The organism is Sphaerimonospora sp. CA-214678, from assembly GCF_050942215.1.
Lineage (GTDB): Bacteria > Actinomycetota > Actinomycetes > Streptosporangiales > Streptosporangiaceae > Sphaerimonospora.
In genome coordinates this window covers 3,637,594-3,660,430 of the sequence record NZ_CP192056.1, presented here as the reverse complement: position 1 = coordinate 3,660,430, position 22,837 = coordinate 3,637,594, and the positions used below count along the sequence as shown (strand labels likewise).

Here is a 22,837-nt window from a genome sequence, read left to right as displayed (position 1 = left end):
TGCCGGCCGCCTCCGCCACCCGGGGCCGAGACGGCTCCGCCTACGCCGCCGATGCGGTACGGCCGATGGCCGGGCCCCGGAATTCCGGGATCCCGGCCATCTCCGCTGACGGTGGTGCGATGTCAGGAACCGTTCCAGGTCCACTTCTGGTTGTTGCCGCCGTGGCAGGAGTAGATCTGGAGCTTGGTGCCGTTGCCGGTGCCGGCGCCGACCGCGTCCAGGCACTTGCCGGACTGGACGCCGACGATGCTGCCGTCGGAGTTGACGCGCCACTTCTGGTTGTCGCCGCCCCAGCAGCTGTAGATCTGGACCACGGCGCCGTCACCGGTGCCGCCCGCGTCCAGGCACTTGTTGCCGTAGACCCGGATCTCGCCCGAGGAGGCGGAGGTCCACTGCTGGTTGGTGCCGCCGTGGCAGTCCCACAGGTGCAGCTGGGTGCCGTCGGCGGTGCTGTAGTTGGGCACGTCCACACAGCGCCCGGAGGCGACACCCTTGATCATCCCGGAACCGCCGGGCGAGGTCGGCGTCGGTGTGGGGGTCGGGGTGGGCGTGGGTGTGGGTGTGGGGGTCGGCGTCGGGGTGGGTGTGGGGGTCGGCGAGGTGCCGTCGAGGCCGAAGAAGCGGATGGCGTGGATGGCCATCCCGCGGTGCGGCAGGTCGTGGCCGGCTCCGCTGATGGTGTACGCCTCGACTTGGCCGGAGCCGTAGACCCGCCGGGTCCAGCCGGACTGCGGGCTGCTGGTGGAGGTGGGGGTCTGGCTGATTCCCCACACGTTCGTCCACTGGTCGACTTCCTTCTGCAGCATGCTGAAGTTCAGCACGTTGTCGTTGGTGCCGTGCCAGGCGGTCACGCGCGGGAGGGGTCCGGTGTAGCCGGGGTAGGCGTTGCGTACCAGGTCGCCCCACTGCTGGGGGGTCCTGTCGCCGCATCCCGCGGGTCCGAGGCAGCCGAAGGGCACGCCGGAGAACGGCGCGCCGCCCTTGAACACCTCCGGGTTGGTGGCCAGCAGGTTGATGGTCTCCATCGCGCCGGAGGAGAAGCCGGTGGCGAACACCCGGTCGGCGTCGCCGTTGTAGCGCTGCTTGACGTAGTCGACCATGGAGACGATCGAGACCGGGTCGCTGCCGCCGCCGTGGCGCAGGGCCTCGTTCGACCAGACGTCGAAGCAGTTCGACAGGCCGTTGGCGCTCTTGTTCGCCTGCGGGTAGATGACGATGAAGCCGTACTGGTCGGCCAGCGAGGCGAACTCGGTGCCCTGGTAGAAGCCGGACGCCGTGCCGTTGCAGCCGTGCATCGCCACCAGGATGCCGGGACGGGGTGCGACCTGGTTGGGGACGTACAGGTACATCCGGATGTTGCCGGGGTTCGTGCCGAAGTTGGTCACCTCGGTCAGGCTCGCCGCCGACGCCTGCGGCATCGGTGCCATGAACATGGACAGTGCCGTGATCACTGCCGTGATGCCGGCGCCGGCGAGTTTTCTGATGTGCCGTCTCATCCTTCCGCCTTTTCTCGGGGGGTAGGGGGCCGCGCTTCGTCGGTCGGGCAGGGTGACGTCGTTCCGGGGCGTGGCGGAACTCCGGACCGGTACCGCGCGTCGGGTCGCGGTCCTGCTTCGCACTCCCGGGGGAGCCGACCGTTCACTGGACAGCAGGGGTGGGGAGGGGCGACCACGGCGGGCTCGGCGACATACGGGTACGGGGTGGCTGGACCCGATGCGATGGAGTCGCCGCGTGGAGACGAGACCCCGTGCCGACGCCGGCCGCCGTGAGCCGACCTCCGCCGCCCGTGTGCGTACCGCACCATCTCGGTGCGGTGCCTACGTTAACGATGGAAAGTGCAGATATTTCAGCTCATGCGAATGAGTACCTACAGCGGACTGTTCCGATCGGGCATAACGGGTACCGAGTGGTGCACTGCGGATGTTAGCGCTCACATTCAGTTGATCGGCCAGGTCCCTTCTCCGGCGGACAGATGGAGGTGGTGTGGGGTGGAGCAAACACGAGTGACGGAGCCCTGTCAAGGGACCGAGGTGTCGCGCGCCGGTTGTGCGGGCCCTGACCCCGGTCCACCTGGGAGTCTTCGCGGCGGCGCGCCCGATCGGTGCCGATCTGATGTTGAAACTTTCACTATCGCTTCCCATGTCGGCACACGAGATTCCGAAAGTTTCAGTCCCGATATTCTCCGCTTCAACAGGCGGTTCTCGTTCTGTCGGAGAAGAAATTTGTCGAAACTTTCTCTTCCGGTCTTGACAAGTTTCGGGTCGGTTTCCACACTTGGTCTCCAAAGCGGTCCCCGCTGCCGGCTGGTGCACGGGCAGGGGGGCCGCGCATCTGCGACGCCCCGGTGGTGTGCGTCCACCCGAATCGGGCGGGGCGCGGCGTCGAGCCCGCGGGGATGTCCCCGCGCTTCCCCCTCTATTGGTGATGCAGTTACGGAGGCTCAGAAATGGGCACGAACGCCCTATCCTCGCCTGGAGCCCGGTTACGCCGGGCCCTGGCCACCGGTGCCCTCGGCATTCTCGGCGCTGCCACAGTTCTGGTGGCGGCTCAGGCTCCCGCCGACGCCGCGGCGAGCACGCTGGGCGCGGCGGCCGCGCAGAGCGGCCGGTACTTCGGCACGGCCATCGCGGCCGGCAGGCTCGGTGACTCGACGTACACCACGATCGCGAACCGTGAGTTCAACATGATCACGGCCGAGAACGAGATGAAGATCGACGCCACCGAGCCCAACCGGGGGCAGTTCAACTTCACCCAGGCCGACCGGATCTACAACTGGGCCGTGCAGAACGGCAAGCAGGTCCGCGGCCACACCCTGGCCTGGCACTCCCAGCAGCCGGGCTGGATGCAGTCGCTGTCGGGCGGCTCGCTGCGCCAGGCCATGATCGACCACATCAACGGCGTCATGGCCCACTACAAGGGCAAGATCCCCTACTGGGACGTCGTCAACGAGGCCTACGAGGACGGCAACTCCGGCGCCCGGCGCAACTCCAACCTCCAGCAGACCGGCAACGACTGGATCGAGGTCGCCTTCCGCACCGCGCGGTCCGCCGACCCGGCCGCCAAGCTGTGCTACAACGACTACAACATCGACAACTGGACCTGGGCCAAGACGCAGGGCGTCTACAACATGGTCCGCGACTTCAAGCAGCGCGGCGTGCCGATCGACTGCGTCGGGTTCCAGGGTCACTTCAACAACCAAAGCGCCTACAACCCCAACTTCCGCACCACGCTGCAGAGCTTCGCCGCCCTGGGCGTGGACGTGGCGATCACCGAGCTGGACGTCGAGGGCGCCTCGGCCACCACCTACGCCAACATCGTCAACGACTGCCTGGCCGTGCCGCGCTGCGTCGGCATCACCGTGTGGGGCGTCCGCGACAGCGACTCCTGGCGCTCTAACCAGAACCCGCTGCTGTTCGACGGCAACGGCAACAAGAAGGCCGCCTACACCTCGGTGCTGAACGCGCTCAACGCCGCCAGCCCCAACCCCAACCCGACTCCGACCCCGACTCCGACCGTCACCCCGCCGCCTGGTGGTGGAGGTTCCGGGACGATCAAGGGCGTCGGCTCCGGGCGCTGTGTGGACGTGCCCAACTACAGCACCGCCGACGGCACCCAGCTGAACCTGTGGGACTGCCACGGCGGCACCAACCAGCAGTGGACCTACACCTCTGCCCAGGAGCTCCGGGTCTACGGCAACAAGTGCCTGGACGCGGGCGGCACCGGTGACGGCGCGGTGATCCAGATCTACAGCTGCTGGGGCGGCGACAACCAGAAGTGGCGTCTCAACTCCGACGGCACCATCGTCGGCGTCCAGTCCGGCAAGTGCGTGGACGCCGTCGGCGGCGGCACCGGCAACGGCACCAAGCTCCAGCTCTACTCCTGCTGGGGCGGCGACAACCAGAAGTGGAACTGGAGCGGTGGCACCACCACCCCCAACCCCACGCCCACACCGACTCCGACTCCGACGCCCGGCACGTGTGATCTTCCGACGACCTACCGCTGGACGTCGACGGGTTCGCTGGCGAACCCGAAGTCGGGATGGGTCTCGCTGAAGGACTTCACCAACGTCGTCTACAACGGCAAGCACCTCGTCTACGCGACGACGCACGACACGGGAACGAGGTGGGGTTCGATGAACTTCGGCCTCTTCTCGAACTGGTCCGACATGGCCTCGGCCAGCCAGAACACGATGAACTTCTCCACCGTCGCGCCCACGCTGTTCTACTTCGCTCCGAAGAACATCTGGGTGCTGGCCTACCAGTGGGGCGGGACCGCCTTCTCCTACCGGACGTCGACCGACCCGTCCAACCCGAACGGCTGGTCCTCGCAGCAGACCCTCTTCACCGGGAGTATCTCCGGCTCCGGGACGGGCCCCATCGACCAGACGCTCATCGGCGACGACAACAACATGTACCTGTTCTTCGCCGGCGACAACGGCAAGATCTACCGGTCCAGCATGCCCATCGGCAACTTCCCGGGCAACTTCGGCTCGAACTACACCACGATCATGAGCGACTCGACGAACAACCTGTTCGAGGGAGTCGAGGTCTACAAGCTCCAGGGCCAGAACAAGTACCTCATGATCGTTGAGGCGATCGGTTCGCAGGGCCGCTACTTCCGTTCGTTCACGGCCACCAGCCTGAACGGTACGTGGACCCCGAACGCCACGAGCGAGAGCAACCCCTTCGCCGGCAAGGCCAACAGCGGCGCCACCTGGACCAACGACATCAGCCACGGTGACCTGGTCCGCGCCAACCCCGACCAGACCAAGACGGTCGACCCCTGCAACCTGCAGCTGCTCTACCAGGGCCGCAGCCCCAACTCCGGCGGCGACTACGGTCTCCTGCCCTACCGGCCGGGTCTGCTGACCCTGCAGCGCTGACCCCCGCTGTCCGGCGTACGGGCCGGGCACGACCGGTGAACTGACGAAGGTGCACCTGATTCGTGCGAGGACGCGATCACCCTGATCGCATCCGAACGGAATCAGGTGCACCTTTCCGGTTGTCGGGGACCGGCCGGCGATCACTCGGCGTACCGCCGCTCATGGGACGGAGTCGTCGGCGGCCGTGCGGGAAAGGCCCCTCCGATGCGGCGAAGCGCCGCATCGGAGGGGCCTTTCCTCACCGTGTGCCGATCTCGATTGAGGCGCCGCGGGCCGTCACAGGCCCGTGATGGTCCAGTGGTTGTTGGTGTTGTTGTTCGGCGTCCACATGCACACGGTGGAGCCGACGGTGCGGTTGCCCATGCCGTCGAGGGAGGTGCCGGTCCCGCGGTTGATGATCTGGTAGCGGCCGTTGCCGACGCCGTTGAGCCGCCACTGCTGGTTGTTGCCGCCGTTCCACGGCGCCTGCCTGGCGGCGGCGCCGTTGGCGGCGTTGCCCCAGCTGTCCGCGACCATGCCGTTGGTGCGGTTGACGATGCGGTACCACCCACCGCCCAGGTCCACGAGCTGCCACTGCAGGTTGGTGCTGCCGTCCCAGCTCCACTGCTTGAGGTTCGACCCGGAGCCGACGTTGCCGCCGCTGTCCAGCACCAGGCCGGAGGTGACGTTGGTGATCCGCACATAGGTCGACGGCGCGGGCCCCGCTGCCCCGCTCATGCGGTACGTACGGCCGGCCTGGCCGGTCAGCGCGATGACGTCGTCCTCGGGTTCGGTGACGCCGACGGTACCGCCGGTCGCGGTGTCGACCACCTGATAGGTCCCGGTGAAGATCCGGTTGCGTACGTTCACCGTGCCGTCGCGGTCGAACTTGACGAGGATCTCGGTGGACCCGTCGGAGCCCCACGACGCGTCCACGGTGTAGCCGCCACGTCCCCGGAGCCCCTGGACCTTCCCGCTCGGCCAGGCGGTCGGCAGTGCGGGCAGCACGTGCAGCTCGCCGTTGTGGCTCTGCAGCAGCATTTCGGCGATTCCGGACGTGGCGCCGAAGTTGCCGTCGATCTGGAACGGGGGGTGCAGGTCGAACATGTTCGGCGCGAGCCGGGCCGTCGTCACCAGGAGGCGGAGCAGGGTGTGCGCCCGGTTCCCCTCCTCCATCCGCGCCCAGTAGTTGATCTTCCAGGCGAGCGACCAGCCCGTCCCGTCGTCACCGCGCAGTTCGAGGGTCCGACGCGCGGCGTTGTACAGGGCGGGGGTGCCGCGCTTGGTGATCTGATTGCTGGGGTGCAGGCCGTACAGGTGCGAGATGTGCCGGTGGTTCTGCTCGGTCTCGACCCAGTCGTACAGCCACTCCTGGATGTTGCCGCGCGAGCCGACCTTCATCGGCGGGAGCCCGTCCCTGGCGGCCAGGACCTGTGTCCGGAAATCGGCGTCGACGTTGAGCACCTGGCAGGCGTTGGCGCAGCCGTTGAACAGGTCACGCAGGATCTGGTTGTCCATCGTCGGGCCGGCGCACACGCTGACGCCCGAATGGTGGGCGAGCTCGGGGGAGTTCGACGGGTTCGTAACCAGATATCCCAGGTTCGGCTCCCGCACGAGGGTCTCCAGGAAGAACTGCGCGGCGCCCTTCATCGCCGGGTAGTTCTGCCGGAGGAACTCCACGTCGCCCGTGAAGAGGTAGTGGTCCCAGATCATGCTGGCGAGCCACGCGCCGCCGGTCTGCCACATGCCCCAGAACGCCCCGTCGACGACCGACGAGCCCCGCCACCCGTCGGTGTTGTGGTGGGTCACCCAGCCGCCGGCGTTGTACTGCGCCCGGGCCGTGCGGGCGCCGGTGACCGTGAGATCGTCGATCATCTGGAACACCGGCTCGTAGCACTCCGACAGGTTCGTCGTGTCGGCCGGCCAGTAGTTCATCGGCAGGTTGGCGTTGAGGGTGTACTTCGAGTCCCACGAGGGAGTCAGCGAGTCGTTCCAGATGCCCTGCAGGTTGGCCGGTTGAGTGCCCGGACGCGAGGACGAGATCAGCAGATAGCGGCCGTACTGGAACAGCAGGGCGGAGAACTGCGGGTCGTCGGTGCTGCCGTGCTGCGCGATGCGGACGTCGGTCGGCTGGTCGGCCGCCGCCGTGCGGCCGAGGTCGAGCGTCGTGCGCCCGAAAAGCCGCTGGTAGTCGGCGACGTGCCGGGCGCGCAGGTCGTCGTAGGACCTGTCGTCCGCGGCGTCGAGGTGCCGCCGAGCGATGCCCTGGTAGTCACCGCTGACGTCCTTGTAGTTCACGTAGCTGGAGCCGATGGAGATCAGCACGGTCACGCTGTCCGCCGCCCTCACCTGCAGCGTGCCGCCCGAGCTGCTGACACTGCCGCCCTGGGCGACGGCCCGGGCCAGTGCCAGGAACCTGACCTTGCCCGCCAGGCCACGCTGGTCGCCGGAGACGCCGTCGAGTGCCACCGTCGCGCCGTCCGGGCTGGAGCGCGTCGTCCGCTGGGGGCTGTCGAACGTCGCGGAGAACGTGATCGAGCCGGGTCTGTCGGCGGTCAGGCGAATGACGATCACCTGGTCGGGCGCGCTCGCGAGCACCTCGCGCCGATATCGCACGCCGTTCTGCAGGTACGACACGGTCGTGGTCGCCGTGGTCAGGTCGAGGAAACGGTTGTACTCCGAGACCCCGGCGTCGCTGCCGAAGGCGAGCCGCAGGTTGCCGACGGTCTGGTAGGCCAGCTGCGCGGAGGGATTGCCCAGCATGTTCTGGTCGACCAGGCTCTGGGCCTGGCTCCACTGGTTCTGGAAGACCAGCTGCCGGATCTGCCCCAGGGCCGCCGCGCCCCTCGAGTTGCTCTGGTCGTACGGCCCGCCGGCCCAGATGGTGTCCTCATTGAGCTGCAGCCGCTCGGTGCCGACGTTGCCGAACACCATGGCGCCCAGGCGGCCGTTGCCCATCGGAAGCGCACGCAGCCACTCGGTGCCGGCGCTCTCGTCGTACCACAGCGCCAGATCGTTCGCGGCTCGCACCTCGGCGGGCGCCACCGACGCGGCACGCGCCGCCGCCGTCCACTGGAGCGGCAACAGCGCGGCTCCGGCTCCGGCCGCACCGAACTTCAGCACTTGCCTGCGGGATAACTCCGACATTCCGGTCCTCCAAGCCCGAGGGTGTGACTCTCGAATCGATTCGATCACTACCTGGATATCGAGCGGATGTTCGGCCGACCTGTGAACTAAGAGACTCCGGGCAAGGGGAGGCTACAAACATGTGATCAATTCCGTCAATGGGCACAAACGACTCACCGAAATCCGGCGGAACCTGCGCCAATTCCGGCGGTAGAGATGGGATCTCTCCGTGCCTGCCGCTCACGTCGTCATGGTGGAATGCCCGCTGGTCCGGGCCTCGGGAAACCGGGTCGCCGGTGCGCTCGGCCGGCCGCCGCCCGAGGAGGGTGCCGCCGGGGGGCACGGCGGGCGAGATGAACGTTTCACGCGACCGCGCCGGTGGCCGGTCCGGCCAGGTCTGCCCGGCCGCATCAGGCGGACCGGTGCGCCGTATCCCCCCGGTTCGCACCGGAGAACCCGAAGGCGGGTGGGATGCCGATGAGACGAGACCCGCTTTCCGGGCCGGTGAGGATCGGCGTGATCATCTCAGTGGTTCCGGGGCTGTTTCCATCAGCGAACGGCCCAGGTTCTCCCGCAGCCAGGTCTCGGTGGTGCTGACGTGCATGAGCGCGGCGGCATGGGCGAGGGAGGCGTCGCCGTGCGCGAGCGCGCGGTAGATGGCGGCGTGCTCGGCGATCGTGCGGTCGGCCGAGTTCTCCTCGACGAGGCCGCGCCACACGCGCGATCGGAGCGTCCGGCTGGCGATGCCGCCGAGCAGGGCGGACAGCGACTTGTTGCCCGTCGCGTCGAAGACGGCGCGGTGAAAGGCGTCGTCGTGATGGTTGAGCGCCTCCACGTCGTCCTGTGCCGCGATCATCGCGTTGAGGTGGCGTTCGACCTCCCTGAGCTGCTCGGCGGTGATGCGGGTCGCCGCCAGTCCCGCGGCCACGGGCTCGAAGAGCCGCCGCACCTCGGTGATCTCGATCAGATCGTCGCCCCGCATCATCTCGACGGCGAGGCCGACTCCTTCCAGCAGCAGCTCCGGCGAAAGGCTCGTGACGTAGGTGCCGTCACCCCTGCGAACCTCCAGCACGCGGGTGGTGACCAGGGAGCGGACCGCCTCTCTGAGTAGGTTGCGGGACAGGCCCAGCTCGGCGGCGAGTTCCTGTTCGGGGGGCAGCCGGGCGCCCGGGGGAAGGGTCCCATCCTTGATGAGCTGCCGGATGCGTTCGATCGCCTGCTCGGTCAACGACATACCTGAATTCTGGTACGTGGAGACGGGACTCCTCCACACCGGCCGCACGCGGAACGAGCGAGCGGACATGTGATGTGTACGCCGGTTCCGGTCCGGAGGCCCTCTTCGACGCATCCGGCGATCCTTCCGCCGGTGCCGGTGAACGCCCGAATTTTCGCGATTCTGCTCTTGGGTCTGGACACTGACCGGGGTTTGGCCATAGAAAGACATCCCATGTCCTGTCGGTGCTGAGTGCGTTCACGGTGCCCCTCGCCGGGGTCCGCCGCGCCGGGCCGCGGGCCCTGTCTGAGCGTTGCCGCCGTCGACGACGGTATCGCGGCCCTGGTGCTTCAGAAGGAGAGACGATGAAAGGCAGACGGGTCGCGCTCGCCGCGGTCTTGGCAGTATCGGGGTGTCTCGCCGCGGCCTGCGGCGGGGACGGCGGCTCGGGCGCACAGGGGGGTCCGCTCATCGGAGTCGACTACCCCCGTTCGGACACGGACTTCTGGAACTCCTACATCAGCTACGTTCCCAAGCTCGCGGGCGAGCTCGGAGCGGAGATCAAGACCACCAACTCCCAGAACGACATCGCGAAGCTCACCGCCAACGTGCAGACCCTGGTCGGGCAGGGCGTGCGGAGCATGGTGATGGCACCGCAGGACACCGCGGCCGTGGCCCCGACGCTGCAGCAGCTCAAGAGCAAGAAGATCCCCGCGGTGCTGGTGGACACGCGGCCGGACACGGGGGAGGCCTTCATGGTCGTACGCGCGGACAACCGCGCGTACGGCGAGAAGGCCTGCAGGTTCCTGGGCGAGAAGCTCGGCGGAAAGGGCGGTGTGGTCATGCTGGAGGGCGACCTGGCCTCCATCAACGGCCGCGACCGCACCGAGGCGTTCAACGACTGCATGAAGCAGAACTACCCCGGCATCAGGGTTTTCGGTGAGGCGACGAACTGGGACGGAGCCGTGGCCTCGCAGAAACTCTCCACGGTCCTGACCGCGAACCCGGACGTGAAGGGCGTCTACATGCAGTCGAGCTTCGCCCTGGCCGGCACGCTGCAGGTGCTCAAGCAGCGTGGCCTCCTGGTGCCGCCGGACGACCCCGAGCACGTCTTCGTGGTCTCCAACGACGGCATCCCGCAGGAGCTCAAGGACATCGCCTCCGGGAACATCGACGCGACCGTCTCCCAGCCCGCGGACCTCTACGCCAAGTACGCGCTGTACTACGCGAAGGCCGCGATCGAGGGCAAGACCTTCCAGCCGGGCGAGACCGATCACGACAGCACCATCATCGAGGTGCGGCCCGGGCTGCTGGAGGACCAGCTGACCGCGCCGCTGGTCACCGCCGACGGCGGCACCTACGGCGGCGTCCCCAGCGTCAGGTACGACGACACGTCGCTGTGGGGCAACAACCTGAGCTGAGGGGGCGTGGCGATGGAAGAGGCGAGCCCTCCACCCGCCCGCGGCGACGGGCCCGCCGTCGCGGACCGGCCCGCCGCCGTGGAGGCCGAGCGCGTCACCAAGAGGTACGGTGAGACGCTGGCCCTCGACGGTGCGCACATCACGATCGCGCCGGGTGAGACCCACGCGCTGGTCGGCCGCAACGGCGCGGGCAAGTCGACCCTGGTCTCCATCCTGACGGGGTTGCAGGCGCCCGACGACGGCGAGGTCCGCTTCGCCGGAGCCCCGGCTCCGCGGCCGGCGGACCGCGACGCCTGGCGGGAGCGGGTCGCCTGCGTCTACCAGAAGTCCACGATCATCCCCGAGCTGACCGTGGCGGAGAACCTCTACCTCAACCGGCACGACCTCAACCGGCTGCGGCTGATCGGCTGGAAGAGCCTGTGGCGGAAGGCGGCAGAGCTTCTGGAGACCTGGTCGGTGGAGGTCGACGTCCGCCGGCCGGCCGGGGAGCTCGGGGTGGAGCAGCGGCAGTTCGTCGAGATCGCCCGGGCGCTGTCGTTCGGCGCGAGGTTCGTCATCCTCGACGAGCCCACGGCACAGCTCGACGGCGCGGCGATCGCCCGGCTCTTCGAGCGGATGCGGGCGATGCGCGAGCGGGGCGTCACCTTTCTGTTCATCAGCCACCACCTGCAGGAGATCTACGAGGTCTGCGACACGGTCACCGTCTACCGCGACGCCCGGCACATACTCACCGCGCCGGTGGCCGGCCTGCCGCAGGGAGATCTGGTGGCGGCGATGACCGGCGAGGCCGCCGGCCTGCGTGATCAGGCCGCCCGGGCGCCGGTCCCGGAGCGCGCCCCGGTGGTCCTCGACGTTCGGGGCCTGGGCGACGGCGAGGTCTACCGGGACGTCGACCTCCGGGTACGCGCCGGCGAGGTCGTGGGGCTGGCCGGTCTCGGCGGTAGCGGGAAGGTCGAGCTCGCCGAGACCATCGTCGGGCTGCGCGCCCCGCGGTCCGGAACCATCGAGGTGGCCGGGCGCCGCCCGCGCCCCGGCAGCGTGCCGGACTCGCTGGCCGCCGGTGTCGGATTCGTGCCCAGGGACCGCCACCATCAGGGGCTCGTCCCGCTGATGTCGATCGCCGACAACGCCACGATGACCGTACCGGAACGGCTCGGCCCTGCGGGCTTCGTCAGCGGCCGGCGCAAGGACGTGCTGGCCCGTGAGATGATCCGCAACCTGGCGATCAAGACACCCGGCCCCGATCTGCCCGTCACGGGACTGTCCGGCGGCAACCAGCAGAAGGTCGTCATGGCCCGAGCGCTGGCCGGGGAGCCCCGCCTGCTCGTACTGATCACACCGACCGCCGGGGTCGACGTCCGGTCGAAGGAGTTCCTCCTCGGCAAGGTCGAGGAGAGCGCCGGCAACGGAACGAGCGTGGTGATCGCCTCCGATGAACTCGACGACCTGCGGCTGTGCGACCGGGTGCTGGTGATGTTCCACGGCCGCGTCGTCGCGGAACTGCCCGCCGGCTGGCATGACCACGAGATGGTGGCCGCCATGGAAGGAGTCGACCTCGATGCCTGAGACCACCGCCGCTCACGCCGCCACGGGACGCCCGCCGGGCTCCCCGGCGCCGGACGGTGCGGGACGGCGCCGCGTCACGCTCCCCCTGGCCAGGCTGCGGGACTTCGCGCTGGTCCCCGCGATCATCGTGATCGCGATCGTCGGGCAGATCGTCAACCCGATCTTCCTGCAGAGCGACAACCTGATCAACATCCTGCAGACCATGTCGGAGATCTCGCTGCTCGTCCTCGCCCAGACGCTCGTGCTGATCGCCGGGAAGATGGACCTCTCGCTCGAGTCGACCTTCGGACTGGCACCCGGCGTGGCCGCCTGGCTGACGGTCGCCGCGGGAACGGGCCCCGGGCTGGGGCTGCTGCCCGGCGCCTGGGGCATACCGCTGACCATCGCGGTAGGGGTGCTGATCGGGGTGGCCAACGCGCTGTTCATCGTGCGCTTCGGGCTCAACGGCTTCATCGTCACGCTGGGCATGCTCATCGTGCTGCGCGGCCTGCTCACCGGCATCTCCGGCGGCCAGACCTTCTTCAACCTCCCCGAATCGATGACCTACCTCGGCTCGGCCATGTGGCTCGGCATGCCCGCGTCCATCTGGGTCTGCCTGCTGCTGTTCGCCGGCGGCATCGTGGTCATGGGATTCACCCGGTTCGGCCGCGCGCTGTACGCGATCGGCGGCAACGTCGACGCCGCGAAGGCGGCGGGCATCCGCACCGATCGGGTGCTGTGGATCACGCTGATCTCCGCGAGTCTGCTGGCCGCGATCGGCGGTCTGCTGCTCACGGGACGGCTCGCCTCCGTCGCCGCCGCCCAGGGCGACGGCGCGATCTTCACGGTGTTCGCCGCCGCGGTCATCGGCGGGGTGAGCCTCAACGGCGGCCGGGGTACGGTGTTCGGCGCTTTCACCGGCATCCTGCTGCTCTACATGATCCAGAACGTCCTCACCCTGGCAGGTGTCCCCGCGCAGTGGATCCAGGCGCTCAACGGGGGGATCATCCTCACCGCGCTCGCGATTTCCCGCATCACCGGGGGCAGGTCGCAGGAATGACCGCGAAGGGCGGCCCGGCTACGGTTCGAGCAGCGGCAGCAGGGCGTTGAGGCGGCCGGACGCGAACCCGGAGAGGTCCAGCGAGCAGAAGGTGAAACCGGCGTCGCGTACCGCCGCTTCTACGCGCTCGCGCAGCTCGAACACGCGGGGGAGCTCGGCACGCGGCACCTCGACCCGGGCCAGGGTGCCGCCGGCGTGGGCGCGCACCCGGCAGATCGGAAAGCCGAGGTCGCGCAGCACGGTCTCGGCGGCCTCGATCCTGCGCAGGACCTCCGGTGTGACCGGGTCGCCGTAGCTCACCCGCGAGGCCAGGCAGGGCGCCGCCGGCTTGTCGGCGGTGACCAGCCCGAGCTCGCGGCTGAGCGCGCGGACGACGGGCTTGGTGAGACCGGCGTCCACCAGTGGCACGATGGCCCCTCGCTCGGCAGCGGCCCGCTGCCCGGGGCGGTGATCACCCAGGTCGTCGAGGTTGGTGCCGAGCGCGATCCGGGCGCCCATCGCAGCCGCCAGCGGGGTGAGCGCGTCGAACAGCGCCGACTTGCAGTGATAGCAGCGGTCGGCGCCGTTGGCGGCGTACTCGGGGCGGTCGGCCTCGTCGGTGCACACCTCCACGTGGGCCAGGCCGTAGCGACGTGCGAACGCGCGCGCGGCGGCCCGCTCGGCCGCGGCCAGGCTGGGGGAGACCGCCGTGGCGGCAAGCGCCCTGGTGCCGAGCACCCGGGCGGCGGCGAAGGCGAGCAGCGCGGAGTCGGCGCCGCCGGAGAAGGCGACGATGATCGCGTTCTCCGCGCGCAACCGGGCCGTCAGGCGCTCCAGGGCGCCGCCGGAGGCGTTCGCCGAGTCCGCGGAGCCGGCCGTCGCCGGATCCGCTGATGAAGGGTGGTCACTCATCGCCATCACCTGCCGTAGAACGAGAATCGTTGAGGCTCTCCTCGACCCCGAGGACGTGCGCGGCGGCGTGGATCCTGGCCCGCTCGGCGTCCCGCGCCAGCAGCGCCCGATGGACGGCCCGGTGCTCATTGAGGGTGCGCTGGACCGCCTCGGGGTCGCTCATGCTGCGCCAGATCCTGGCCCGTACGGTGCGGCCGGACATGTTCTGGATGACGGCGGCGAGGACGGCGTTGCCGCAGTGGGAGGCGATGAGGGCGTGGAAGTCCTGGTCGAGGGCGACCAGCTTCCCGTGGTCGATCGGGTTCCGCGCGGCGACGCTCTCGGCCCGGTCGAGCAGCTCGCCCAGGCGGGCGAGGCCGGCGTCGGGGAAGCGCGTGGCGGCGAGCGCCGTCGCCTCCGCCTCCAGGATCCTGCGCACGTGCAGGAACTCCCCGGCCCCCGCCTCCAGGTGGATGTCGGCGACGAAACTCATCCCGCCGAGCAGCAGGCCGGGGGAGAGGCTGGTGACATAGGTGCCGTCGCCCTGCCGCGTCTGCAGGACCCGCATGGCGATCAGTGCGCGGACGGCCTCACGCAGGGTGTTGCGCGCGACGCCGAGCTGTTCGGCGAGGTCCTTCTCGACGGGCAGCTTCTGCCCCGGGCGCAGCTCCCCGCTGATGATCATTTGCTTGATCGTGTCGATCGCGGTCTCGATGACGCCCACTCACCCTCCCCACCGGTGGCCGTCAGGGTAACGGTAGGCGGCCACCGACTCGGGGTGCATGCGGGCGCCGTACCCGGGCGCCTCGGGCAGCAGATAGCGCCCGCGCTCGATCCGGACCGGATCGGTGAAGTGCTCGTGCAGGTGGTCGACGTACTCCAGGACCCGGCCGGTCAGGCCGCCGCTCACGCATACGTAGTCGACCACCGACATGTGCTGGACCAGCTCGCACAGGCCGACACCTCCCGCGTGCGGGCAGACCGGCACACCGAACTTGGCGGCCATCAGCAGCACCGGCACGATCTCGTTGACCGAGGCGAGCCGGCAGGCGTCGATCTGGCAGAAGTCGATCGCCCCGGCCTGCAGCAGCTGCTTGAACATGACCCGGTTGTGGCAGTGCTCGCCGGTGGCCACGCCGATGGGGGCGACCGCCTCGCGTACGGCCGCGTGGCCGAGCACGTCGTCGGGGCTGGTCGGTTCCTCGATCCACAGCGGCTCGTACGGCGCGAGACGGTTCACCCAGGCGATGGCCTGCGGGACGTCCCAGACCTGGTTGGCGTCGAGCATCAGCGTGCGGTCGCCGAGCTCCTCCCGGGCGATCGACAGGCGGCGTACGTCGTCCTCGACGTTCGCGCCCACCTTCAGCTTGACGTGGGTCCAGCCCTCGGCGACGGCCGTACGGCACAGCATGCGCAGTTTGGCGTCGTCGTAGCCGAGCCAGCCCGGACTGGTGGTGTAGGCGGGGTAGCCGTGCTCGGCCAGCTCGGCGATCCGGTCCTGGCGCGTGGGCGCGAGCCGGGCCAGCATCGCGACGGCCTCGGCGGGGGTCAGCACGTCGGACAGGTAGCGGAAGTCGCACGCGGCGACCAGTTCCTCCGGTGACATCTCCGCGATGAGGCGCCACAGCGGCAGGCCGGCCCGGCGGGCGGCGAGATCCCAGGCGGCGTTCAGCACGGCCGCCGCCGACAGGTGCACCACGCCCTTCTCCGGGCCGAGCCAGCGCAGCTGGCTGTCGGCCATGATCTCCCGGTAGAGGCCGCCGAGGTCGCCCGCCAGCCCGTCCACGTCGCGGCCGGCCAGCCGGGCCCCGATCTGCCGGGCGGCGGCAACGCACAGGTCGTTGCCCCGTCCGATGGTGAACGTCAGCCCGTACCCCGCGAGTTCGCCCTCGTCGGTCCCCAGCACCACGTACGCCGCCGAGTAGTCGCCGTCCGGGTTCATGGCGTCCGAGCCGTCGAGCGTGGCGGAGGTGGGGAACCTGATGTCGATCACGTCAACCGAAGTGATCGTGGGCATGAGCGGGCTCCAATTGATCCGATGAATAGGAAATAAACACTAGGCGCGCCTCTAGAAGAGGTCAAGAAAACCGGCAGATATCCCGACAATTGCTTTACATCAACCCGATGAATCTGCGACGCTCGGTACGACACGTCCCCGATGAGGCAGCGGAGTAGGCAGACCGTGAAGCTGTTGCGAGTGGGTCCGGCGGGTGAGGAACTGCCCTGTGTCCTCGCACCCGACGGCAGAGTCCTCGACCTGTCGTCGCTGACGGCCGACATCGACGGAGCGTTCCTCGCCGGAGGGGGCGTGGAACGGGTGCGGTCGGCGCTGGCGGAGGGACGGCTGCCCGAGGCGGGGCCGTACGAGCGCATCGCGGCGCCGGTCGCGCGGCCGGGCAAGATCGTCTGCATCGGCCTGAACTACTCCGACCACGCGGAGGAGACGGGGGCCGCGATCCCCCCCGAGCCGGTGGTGTTCCTGAAGGCGCCGAACACGCTCGTCGGGCCCGACGACGAGGTGCTGGTGCCGCGGCGCAGCGTGAAGACCGACTACGAGGTCGAGCTCGCGGTGATCCTCGGCCGTACGGCCCGCTACCTGTCGTCGCCGGAGGACGCGGCGGACGTGATCGCCGGCTATGCGATCGCCAACGACGTGTCCGAGCGGGAGTTCCAGAACGAGCGCGGCGGCCAGTGGGACAAGGGCAAGTCGTGTGAGACGTTCAACCCGCTCGGCCCCTGGCTGGTCACGGCGGACGAGGTCGGCGACCCGCAGGCGCTCGGGCTGCGGCTGTGGGTCAACGGCGAGCTCCGCCAGAACGGGAACACCAAGAACCAGATCTTCGGCGTGCACCACGTGATCTGGTATCTCAGCCAGTTCATGGTGCTGGAACCCGGTGACGTGGTGAACACCGGCACCCCGGCGGGCGTGGCGCTCGGCCGCCGTCCCAGCGTTTACCTGCGCCAGGGGGACGTGGTGGAGCTGGAGATCGACGGTCTCGGCCGCCAGCGCCAGAGGATCGGCCAGGCATGAGCGGCACGGCAGCCGGAGGCGTGAGCGGGGAGTTCGACGGCCTGGTCGCCGTGGTCACCGGGGGCGCGTCGGGGATCGGCAGGGCGATCGCCGAGGAACTGGCCGCGCGGGGCGCCCGGGTCGCCGTGCTCGATCTCGTGGGCACCGACTTCGTGTGCGACGTCACCGACGACGCCGCCGTGCGCCGGGCGGTCGCGGCGGTCGCCGAGCGATACGGCCGCATCGACGTGCTGGTGAACAACGCGGGCATCGGCGCGCAGGGCACGGTCGCCGACAACGACGACGCCGAATGGCTGCGGGTTTTCGACCTGAACGTGGTCGGGATCGCCCGGGTGACCCGGGCGGCGCTGCCGTACCTGCGCGAGTCCCCGCACGCGGCGATCGTCAACACCTGCTCGATCGCGGCCACGGCCGGGCTGCCGCTGCGCGCGCTGTACTCGGCGTCCAAGGGCGCGGTGCTCGCGCTCACCCGCGCCATGGCGGCCGATCACATCCGTGAGGGCATCCGCGTCAACTGCGTCAACCCCGGCACCGTCGACACCCCGTGGGTCGGACGGCTGCTGGCGGCCGCCCCCGACCCGGAGGCCGAGCGGGCCGCGCTGTGCGCCCGCCAGCCGCACGGCCGCCTGGTGACGGCGCGGGAGGTCGCCCATGCCGTCGCGTACCTCGCGAGCCCGGCGTCGGGCTCGACCATCGGCGTCGAGCTGGCCGTCGACGGCGGGATGGCCGGCCTGCGGCTGAGACCGGTGACCCCGTGACGATCGGGCTCGGGCCGTACGGGCTCGGCACCGGACCACTGGGCGGGCTGTTCGCGCCGGTGAGCGAGGAGCAGGCCGAGCAGACGCTGGCCGCCGCCTGGCGGGCGGGGATCCGCTACTTCGACACCGCGCCGCACTACGGAGCCGGGCTCGCCGAGCGACGCCTCGGCCGCTTCCTCCGGGGCCTGCCGGACGGCGCGGCCGAGGCGGTGGTGTCCACCAAGGTGGGCCGCGTCCTGGTGCCCGGCGAGGGCGAGGATGAGGGATTCCCCGGCCGCACCGGATACCTGCGGGTGCGCGACTACAGCCGCGACGGCGTGCTGCGCTCGCTGGAGGACAGCCTGCGGCGCACCGGGCTCGACCGGTTCGACCTGGTGCTCATCCACGATCCGGACGACCACTGGGAGCAGGCGGCCGGGCAGGCCTACCCGGCCCTGGCCGAGCTGCGCGACCAGGGTGTCGTCGGCGCGATCGGCGCCGGGATGAACCAGGCCGAGATGCTGACCCGGTTCGTCCGCGAGACCGACCTCGACGCGGTCCTGGTGGCGGGGCGCTACACGCTGCTCGACCGCTCGGCGGCGCGGGAACTGCTGCCGGAATGCGAGCGGCGCGGCGTCGCCGTGATCGTGGGCGGCGTGTTCAACAGCGGCGTCCTGGCCGGCGGAACCACCTACGACTACGACGCCGTCCCGCCCGAGACGCTGGCGCGGGTGCGCGAGCTGGGGCGGGCCTGCGCGTCGTACGGCGTGCCGCTGCCGGCCGCTGCCCTGCGCTTCCCGCACCGGCACCCGGCCGTCACCACGGTCCTGATCGGCGCGCGCAGCGCCGCCGAGGTCGGGGAGGATCTCGATTTCGCCGCCACGCCCGTGCCCGGGGAACTGTGGGGGGAGCTGGACCATGCGGGTTGACCTCGCCTACGGCGCCGACGGGCTCGCGGTGGATCTGCCGGCCGACCGGACGACGGTGATCACGCCGGTCGCCCGGCCCGCGGTGGCGGACGAGGCCGCCGAGGTCCGCCGGGCCCTGCGCGAGCCGGTCGCCGGCCCGCCGCTGCGCGAGCGGGTACGGCCCGGGCAGACGGTGGCGATCTCGGCCTGCGACGGGACCAGGCCGCAGCCCAGACATCTGATGATCCCGGCGATCCTGGCCGAGCTGGACGGGATCGTCCGATCCGGCGACATCGTGATCCTGGTGGCCACCGGCACCCACCGCGGCAACACCGAGACGGAACTGCGCGCGATGTTCGGCGACGAGGTCGTGAACGCCGTGCGGATCGTCAACCACGACGCGCGCGACGCCTCGTCTCTGCGGTGGATGGGCCGCCACGGCAAGGACGTGCCGGTCTGGCTGAACCGGGAGTGGACGGACGCCGACGTGCGGATCACGACCGGATTCGTCGAACCGCACTTCTTCGCCGGGTTCTCCGGCGGGCCCAAGATGGTCGCGCCCGGGCTCGCCGCCCTGGAGACCGTGCTCACGCTGCACGACGCGGCCCGGATCGCGGACCCCCGGGCCACCTGGGGCGTCATCGAGGGCAACCCGGTACACGACGACGTCCGCGCCATCGCCGCCGCGACCGGCGTCACCTTCGCCCTCGACGTCGTGCTCAACCGCGAACAGCGGATCGTGCGGGCGTTCGGCGGCGACCTGCCGGCGATGCACGCCGCGGCCACGGCCGCCGCCCGCGCCACCGCCATGCGGCCGGTCGCGGAGCCCTTCGACGTGGTCGTCACCACCAACGCCGGTTTTCCGCTGGACCAGAACCTGTACCAGTCGGTGAAGGGGATGAGCGCCGCCGCCCAGGTCGTGCGGCCGGGCGGCACGATCATCTGCGCTGCCGAGTGCCGGGACGGATTCCCCGACCACGGCTCCTACCGGGAGGTGCTGACCTCGGCGGCCTCACCGGAGGCGCTGCTGGCGGAGATCTCCCGCCGCACCGAGACCGTGTCCGACCAGTGGCAGGTCCAGATCCAGGCCCGCATCCAGCGGCACGCCCATGTGATCATGCACACCTCGTACCTGGACGACGCCGACCTGGCCGCCGCCCACCTGGAGCAGACCCGCGACATCGCGGCCACCGTGCGCGCCCTGCCCGGGCGGGTCTGCGTCCTGCCGGAGGGGCCCATGACCATCCCCTACCTCACGGCCTGAGGAGGTGACGTGACCGGCGGGTTCGACCTCGGTTACGCGCGGATCGACCTCGACCGCGAGACGCGGCAGGGGCTGCCGGAAATCGTGTACGGCCCGGGCAAGCAGGCGAGCGAGATCGTCGGAATCGTCACCGTGCTGCTCGGCCGCAACACCGGGCCCGTCCTGGTGACCCGGGTCGAGCCCGACGCCGCCACGGCCGTGCTCGGGCGTGTCGCCGGCGGCCGTTACGACCGGGACGCCCGGCTGCTGGTCTGGCGCGAGGCGCGGCAGATCGAGCACACGGTCGCCGTGGTCACCGCGGGGACGGCGGACGGCCCGGTGGCCGCCGAGGCCGCGGCCGTCGCGTGCGCGCTCGGCCTGCGGACCAAGCTGATCAGGGACGTGGGAGTGGCCGGGCTGCACCGCGTGCTCGCCGCCGTCGACGATCTGCGCGCGGCCGACAGCGTGATCGTCATCGCCGGCATGGAAGGGGCGCTGGCGAGCGTGATCGGCGGCCTGGTCGAGACACCGGTGATCGCGGTGCCCACCTCCACCGGCTACGGCGCCGCGCTCGAAGGCGTGACCGCCCTGCTCGCCATGCTAACCTCATGCGCCGCGGGGATCACTGTGGTCAACATCGACTCAGGGTTCGGCGCCGCGATGGCGGCCTTCCGCCTCACGAGAGGTGCGACGTGATCCTCTTCCTGAACCCGTTCACCGGGCTGGCCGGCGACATGCTGCTCGGGGCCCTCCTCGACGCTGGAGCCTCACTCGACGCGGTGCGCCGGGCCGTCGCCCTGACCGGGCTGACCGGCTGGAGACTGGACGCCGAGCGGGTGCGTACCGGAGCGCTGACCGCCACACGTGTCCGGATCGACGTCGAGGACGACGCCACAGAACGCGCAGCGGCCGAGCTGATCGCGATGGCGGCGCGGGCCGGTCTGCCCGTCGCCGAGGCGGCGCTGACCGCGATCGCGGAGGTCGAGGGCGCGCTGCACGGTGTGCCCGCCGCAGACGTGCGCCTGCACGAACTCGGCGGGCACGACACGCTGATCGACATCGTCGGCTGCGCTGCGGCCCTGCGCGACCTGCGGGTGACGCGCGTCCACTGCGCGCCGCTACCGCTGGGCGGCGGCACGGTGCGTACCCGCCATGGCGTGCTTCCCGTACCGGCTCCCGCCACGCTCGCACTGCTGAAGGGCGCGCTGGTGCGGAGCGGGGCGGCGGGGGAGGCGGTCACGCCGACCGGGGCGGCGCTGCTCCGGGCCGCCGGCACGGTGTACGGCCCGGCGCCGGAGATGGAACTGCACGCCACCGGGTGCGGCGCCGGCACCCGCGAGCTGCCCGACCGGCCCAACGTGACGGTGGCGATGCTCGGGCGGGAGGCCGCGGCCGAGCCCGTCTCGCAGGTCGTCCTGTCGACGAACCTCGACGACGTGACCGGTGAGGTCCTCGGGTACGTCGTCGAGCGCGCGCTGGCCGCGGGCGCGGCGGACGCGTGGATCACTCCCGCGGTCATGAAGAAGGGCCGGCCGGCGCACGTCCTCCACGTGCTCGCGCCCGTCGAGCTCGCCGACGGCCTGCAGCGACTCGTCCTGGCCGAGACGGGCAGCCTGGGACTGCGGCGCACCACGGTCGAGAAGGTCGCGCTGCCCCGGCACTTCGAGACCGTTCGGCTGTACGGCGGGGACGTGCGGATGAAGCACGGGCCGTGGGGGGTCAAACCCGAACACGACGACCTGGTGAGGCTGGCCGAGGCCACCGGACGACCACTGAGGCAACTCGCACGAGAGGCTCACGACGCGCTGTGACGACCACAGGGGCGCCCAAGGGCACCCGCATCGACGCCCACCATCACACCTGGGAGCTCGCCCGGCGGCCGCAGGGCTGGCTCGACCCCCCTCCGATGGCCCCCGTCCGCCGGGACTTCACCCTCGACGACTACGCCTCCACGGCGGCGGAAGCCGATATCGGCCGTTCCGTGCTCGTGCAGGTCCTGGCCGACGCCCAGGAGACGCGCGAGTTCCTCGCGCTGGCGGCGCGATCGCAGACCGTCGCCGGGGTCGTGGGCTGGGCCGACCTCACCCGGCCCGGCCTGCCCGGCGAACTCGCCGAGCTGGCCGCCTCACCCGGTGGAGACCTGCTGCGCGGCATCCGCCACCTGGTCCAGGGCGAGGACGACCCGCGCTGGCTGGCGCGCGACGACGTACGCGGCGGGCTGCGGGAGGTGGCTGCGGCCGGGCTCACCTATGACCTGCTCGTCGCTCCCCATCAGCTGCCCGCCGCGATCGAGACCGTACGCGCGCTGCCCGAGCTGTCCTTCGTCCTGGACCATCTGGCCAAACCGCCGGTCGCGTCCGGGCGACTCGAACCGTGGGCCGGTCTGATCCGTGAGCTCGCCGCGGAACAGAACGTGACGGCCAAGATCTCCGGCCTGATCACCGAGGCGGACTGGCACGACTGGGACGCGGCGCGGCTGCGACCGTACGTCGACGTCGCGCTCGAGGCGTTCGGCCCCTCGCGCCTCATGTTCGGGTCCGACTGGCCCGTCTGCCTCCTCGCCGGATCCCTGCCCGACTGGGCCGAGACCGCGCTGGCACTGCTCACCGACGCCGGGGTGCCGGCCGCCGAGCGCGACGAGATCTTCAGGGGAACGGCGACCAGGGTCTATCGCCTGGGGTGAGTCGGGCCCGACCGGCCGGGGCCGCGTCGGCCGCCCGGGGGCGGGCACGCCGCGCGTCCGCCTCCGGAGGACGCCGCCGGGGTGAGGGCCCGTAACGGTGTATACGCGGCAAACCGCGGCAATAGCTGCTTGAATCGCC

The 22,837-nt window shown here is 70.5% G+C and carries 17 protein-coding genes; 11 read left to right on the top strand and 6 right to left on the bottom strand.

The genetic code is table 11. The features are described from left to right. Positions 1–122: 122 nt before the first annotated feature. Positions 123–1,496: an extracellular catalytic domain type 1 short-chain-length polyhydroxyalkanoate depolymerase gene (locus tag ACQP1K_RS16420; RefSeq protein ID WP_433496584.1), complete on the bottom strand. Its 1,374-nt coding sequence runs from the start codon at positions 1,494–1,496 to the stop codon at positions 123–125. Positions 1,497–2,446: 950 nt separating this feature from the next. Between ACQP1K_RS16420 and ACQP1K_RS16415 the strand changes: the two genes are divergently transcribed. Continuing rightward, positions 2,447–4,882 carry a non-reducing end alpha-L-arabinofuranosidase family hydrolase gene (locus tag ACQP1K_RS16415; RefSeq protein WP_433496583.1) on the top strand — a complete coding sequence of 812 codons (2,436 nt, stop codon included), beginning with the start codon at positions 2,447–2,449 and terminating at the stop codon, positions 4,880–4,882. Between the two features lie 276 nt (positions 4,883–5,158). Here the strand turns inward: ACQP1K_RS16415 and ACQP1K_RS16410 are convergent, their stop codons facing one another. Together ACQP1K_RS16410 and ACQP1K_RS16405 are read right to left on the bottom strand one after the other, a co-directional pair. After that, positions 5,159–8,008 carry a glycosyl hydrolase family 95 catalytic domain-containing protein gene (locus ACQP1K_RS16410; protein WP_433496582.1) on the bottom strand — a complete coding sequence of 950 codons (2,850 nt, stop codon included), beginning with the start codon at positions 8,006–8,008 and terminating at the stop codon, positions 5,159–5,161. A gap of 499 nt (positions 8,009–8,507) precedes the next feature. Then, positions 8,508–9,221 (bottom strand): FadR/GntR family transcriptional regulator, encoded by a 714-nt coding sequence (locus ACQP1K_RS16405; protein WP_433496581.1) that lies wholly within the window; start codon positions 9,219–9,221, stop codon positions 8,508–8,510. A gap of 344 nt (positions 9,222–9,565) precedes the next feature. Between ACQP1K_RS16405 and ACQP1K_RS16400 the strand changes: the two genes are divergently transcribed. From ACQP1K_RS16400 to ACQP1K_RS16390, 3 genes are read left to right on the top strand one after another with little or no spacing between them, the layout of a single operon-like run. Beyond that, positions 9,566–10,621: a sugar ABC transporter substrate-binding protein gene (locus tag ACQP1K_RS16400; RefSeq protein WP_433496580.1), complete on the top strand. Its 1,056-nt coding sequence runs from the start codon at positions 9,566–9,568 to the stop codon at positions 10,619–10,621. Between the two features lie 12 nt (positions 10,622–10,633). Further along, positions 10,634–12,187 (top strand): sugar ABC transporter ATP-binding protein, encoded by a 1,554-nt coding sequence (locus ACQP1K_RS16395; protein WP_433501560.1) that lies wholly within the window; start codon positions 10,634–10,636, stop codon positions 12,185–12,187. Further along, a complete protein-coding gene (locus tag ACQP1K_RS16390) occupies positions 12,180–13,226 on the top strand; it encodes an ABC transporter permease (RefSeq protein ID WP_433496579.1) in 1,047 nt (348 codons plus the stop codon). Before ACQP1K_RS16395 ends, ACQP1K_RS16390 begins: the two co-directional genes overlap by 8 nt. An 18-nt stretch (positions 13,227–13,244) precedes the next feature. On the opposite strand, the gene larE is transcribed toward ACQP1K_RS16390, so the two are convergent. From larE to ACQP1K_RS16375, 3 genes are read right to left on the bottom strand one after another with little or no spacing between them, the layout of a single operon-like run. Next, entirely contained in the window at positions 13,245–14,117 is an 873-nt protein-coding gene (gene larE, locus ACQP1K_RS16385; protein WP_433496578.1) for an ATP-dependent sacrificial sulfur transferase LarE, read from the bottom strand. Continuing rightward, positions 14,110–14,820, bottom strand: a complete 711-nt coding sequence (locus ACQP1K_RS16380; protein WP_433496577.1) for a FadR/GntR family transcriptional regulator — start codon at positions 14,818–14,820, stop codon at positions 14,110–14,112. Before ACQP1K_RS16380 ends, larE begins: the two co-directional genes overlap by 8 nt. Beyond that, positions 14,821–16,113, bottom strand: coding sequence for an L-fuconate dehydratase (locus ACQP1K_RS16375; RefSeq protein ID WP_433496576.1), 1,293 nt, complete (start codon positions 16,111–16,113; stop codon positions 14,821–14,823). Positions 16,114–16,278: 165 nt separating this feature from the next. On the opposite strand from ACQP1K_RS16375, the gene ACQP1K_RS16370 reads away from it, so the two are divergent. From ACQP1K_RS16370 to ACQP1K_RS16340, 7 genes are read left to right on the top strand one after another with little or no spacing between them, the layout of a single operon-like run. After that, positions 16,279–17,127: a fumarylacetoacetate hydrolase family protein gene (locus ACQP1K_RS16370; RefSeq protein ID WP_433496575.1), complete on the top strand. Its 849-nt coding sequence runs from the start codon at positions 16,279–16,281 to the stop codon at positions 17,125–17,127. After that, a complete protein-coding gene (locus tag ACQP1K_RS16365) occupies positions 17,124–17,885 on the top strand; it encodes an SDR family NAD(P)-dependent oxidoreductase (protein WP_433496574.1) in 762 nt (253 codons plus the stop codon). Before ACQP1K_RS16370 ends, ACQP1K_RS16365 begins: the two co-directional genes overlap by 4 nt. After that, positions 17,882–18,793 carry an aldo/keto reductase gene (locus ACQP1K_RS16360; RefSeq protein ID WP_433496573.1) on the top strand — a complete coding sequence of 304 codons (912 nt, stop codon included), beginning with the start codon at positions 17,882–17,884 and terminating at the stop codon, positions 18,791–18,793. Before ACQP1K_RS16365 ends, ACQP1K_RS16360 begins: the two co-directional genes overlap by 4 nt. Next, positions 18,783–20,036 (top strand): nickel-dependent lactate racemase, encoded by a 1,254-nt coding sequence (larA, locus tag ACQP1K_RS16355; RefSeq protein WP_433496572.1) that lies wholly within the window; start codon positions 18,783–18,785, stop codon positions 20,034–20,036. The genes ACQP1K_RS16360 and larA overlap by 11 nt, the downstream gene beginning before the upstream one ends. A 9-nt stretch (positions 20,037–20,045) precedes the next feature. Further along, positions 20,046–20,711 carry a nickel pincer cofactor biosynthesis protein LarB gene (gene larB, locus ACQP1K_RS16350; RefSeq protein WP_433496571.1) on the top strand — a complete coding sequence of 222 codons (666 nt, stop codon included), beginning with the start codon at positions 20,046–20,048 and terminating at the stop codon, positions 20,709–20,711. Then, positions 20,708–21,826 carry a nickel pincer cofactor biosynthesis protein LarC gene (gene larC, locus ACQP1K_RS16345; RefSeq protein WP_433496570.1) on the top strand — a complete coding sequence of 373 codons (1,119 nt, stop codon included), beginning with the start codon at positions 20,708–20,710 and terminating at the stop codon, positions 21,824–21,826. Before larB ends, larC begins: the two co-directional genes overlap by 4 nt. After that, complete coding sequence (locus ACQP1K_RS16340; RefSeq protein ID WP_433496569.1) at positions 21,823–22,698, top strand: amidohydrolase family protein; 876 nt, start codon at positions 21,823–21,825, stop codon at positions 22,696–22,698. Before larC ends, ACQP1K_RS16340 begins: the two co-directional genes overlap by 4 nt. The last annotated feature ends 139 nt before the right edge of the window (positions 22,699–22,837 follow it).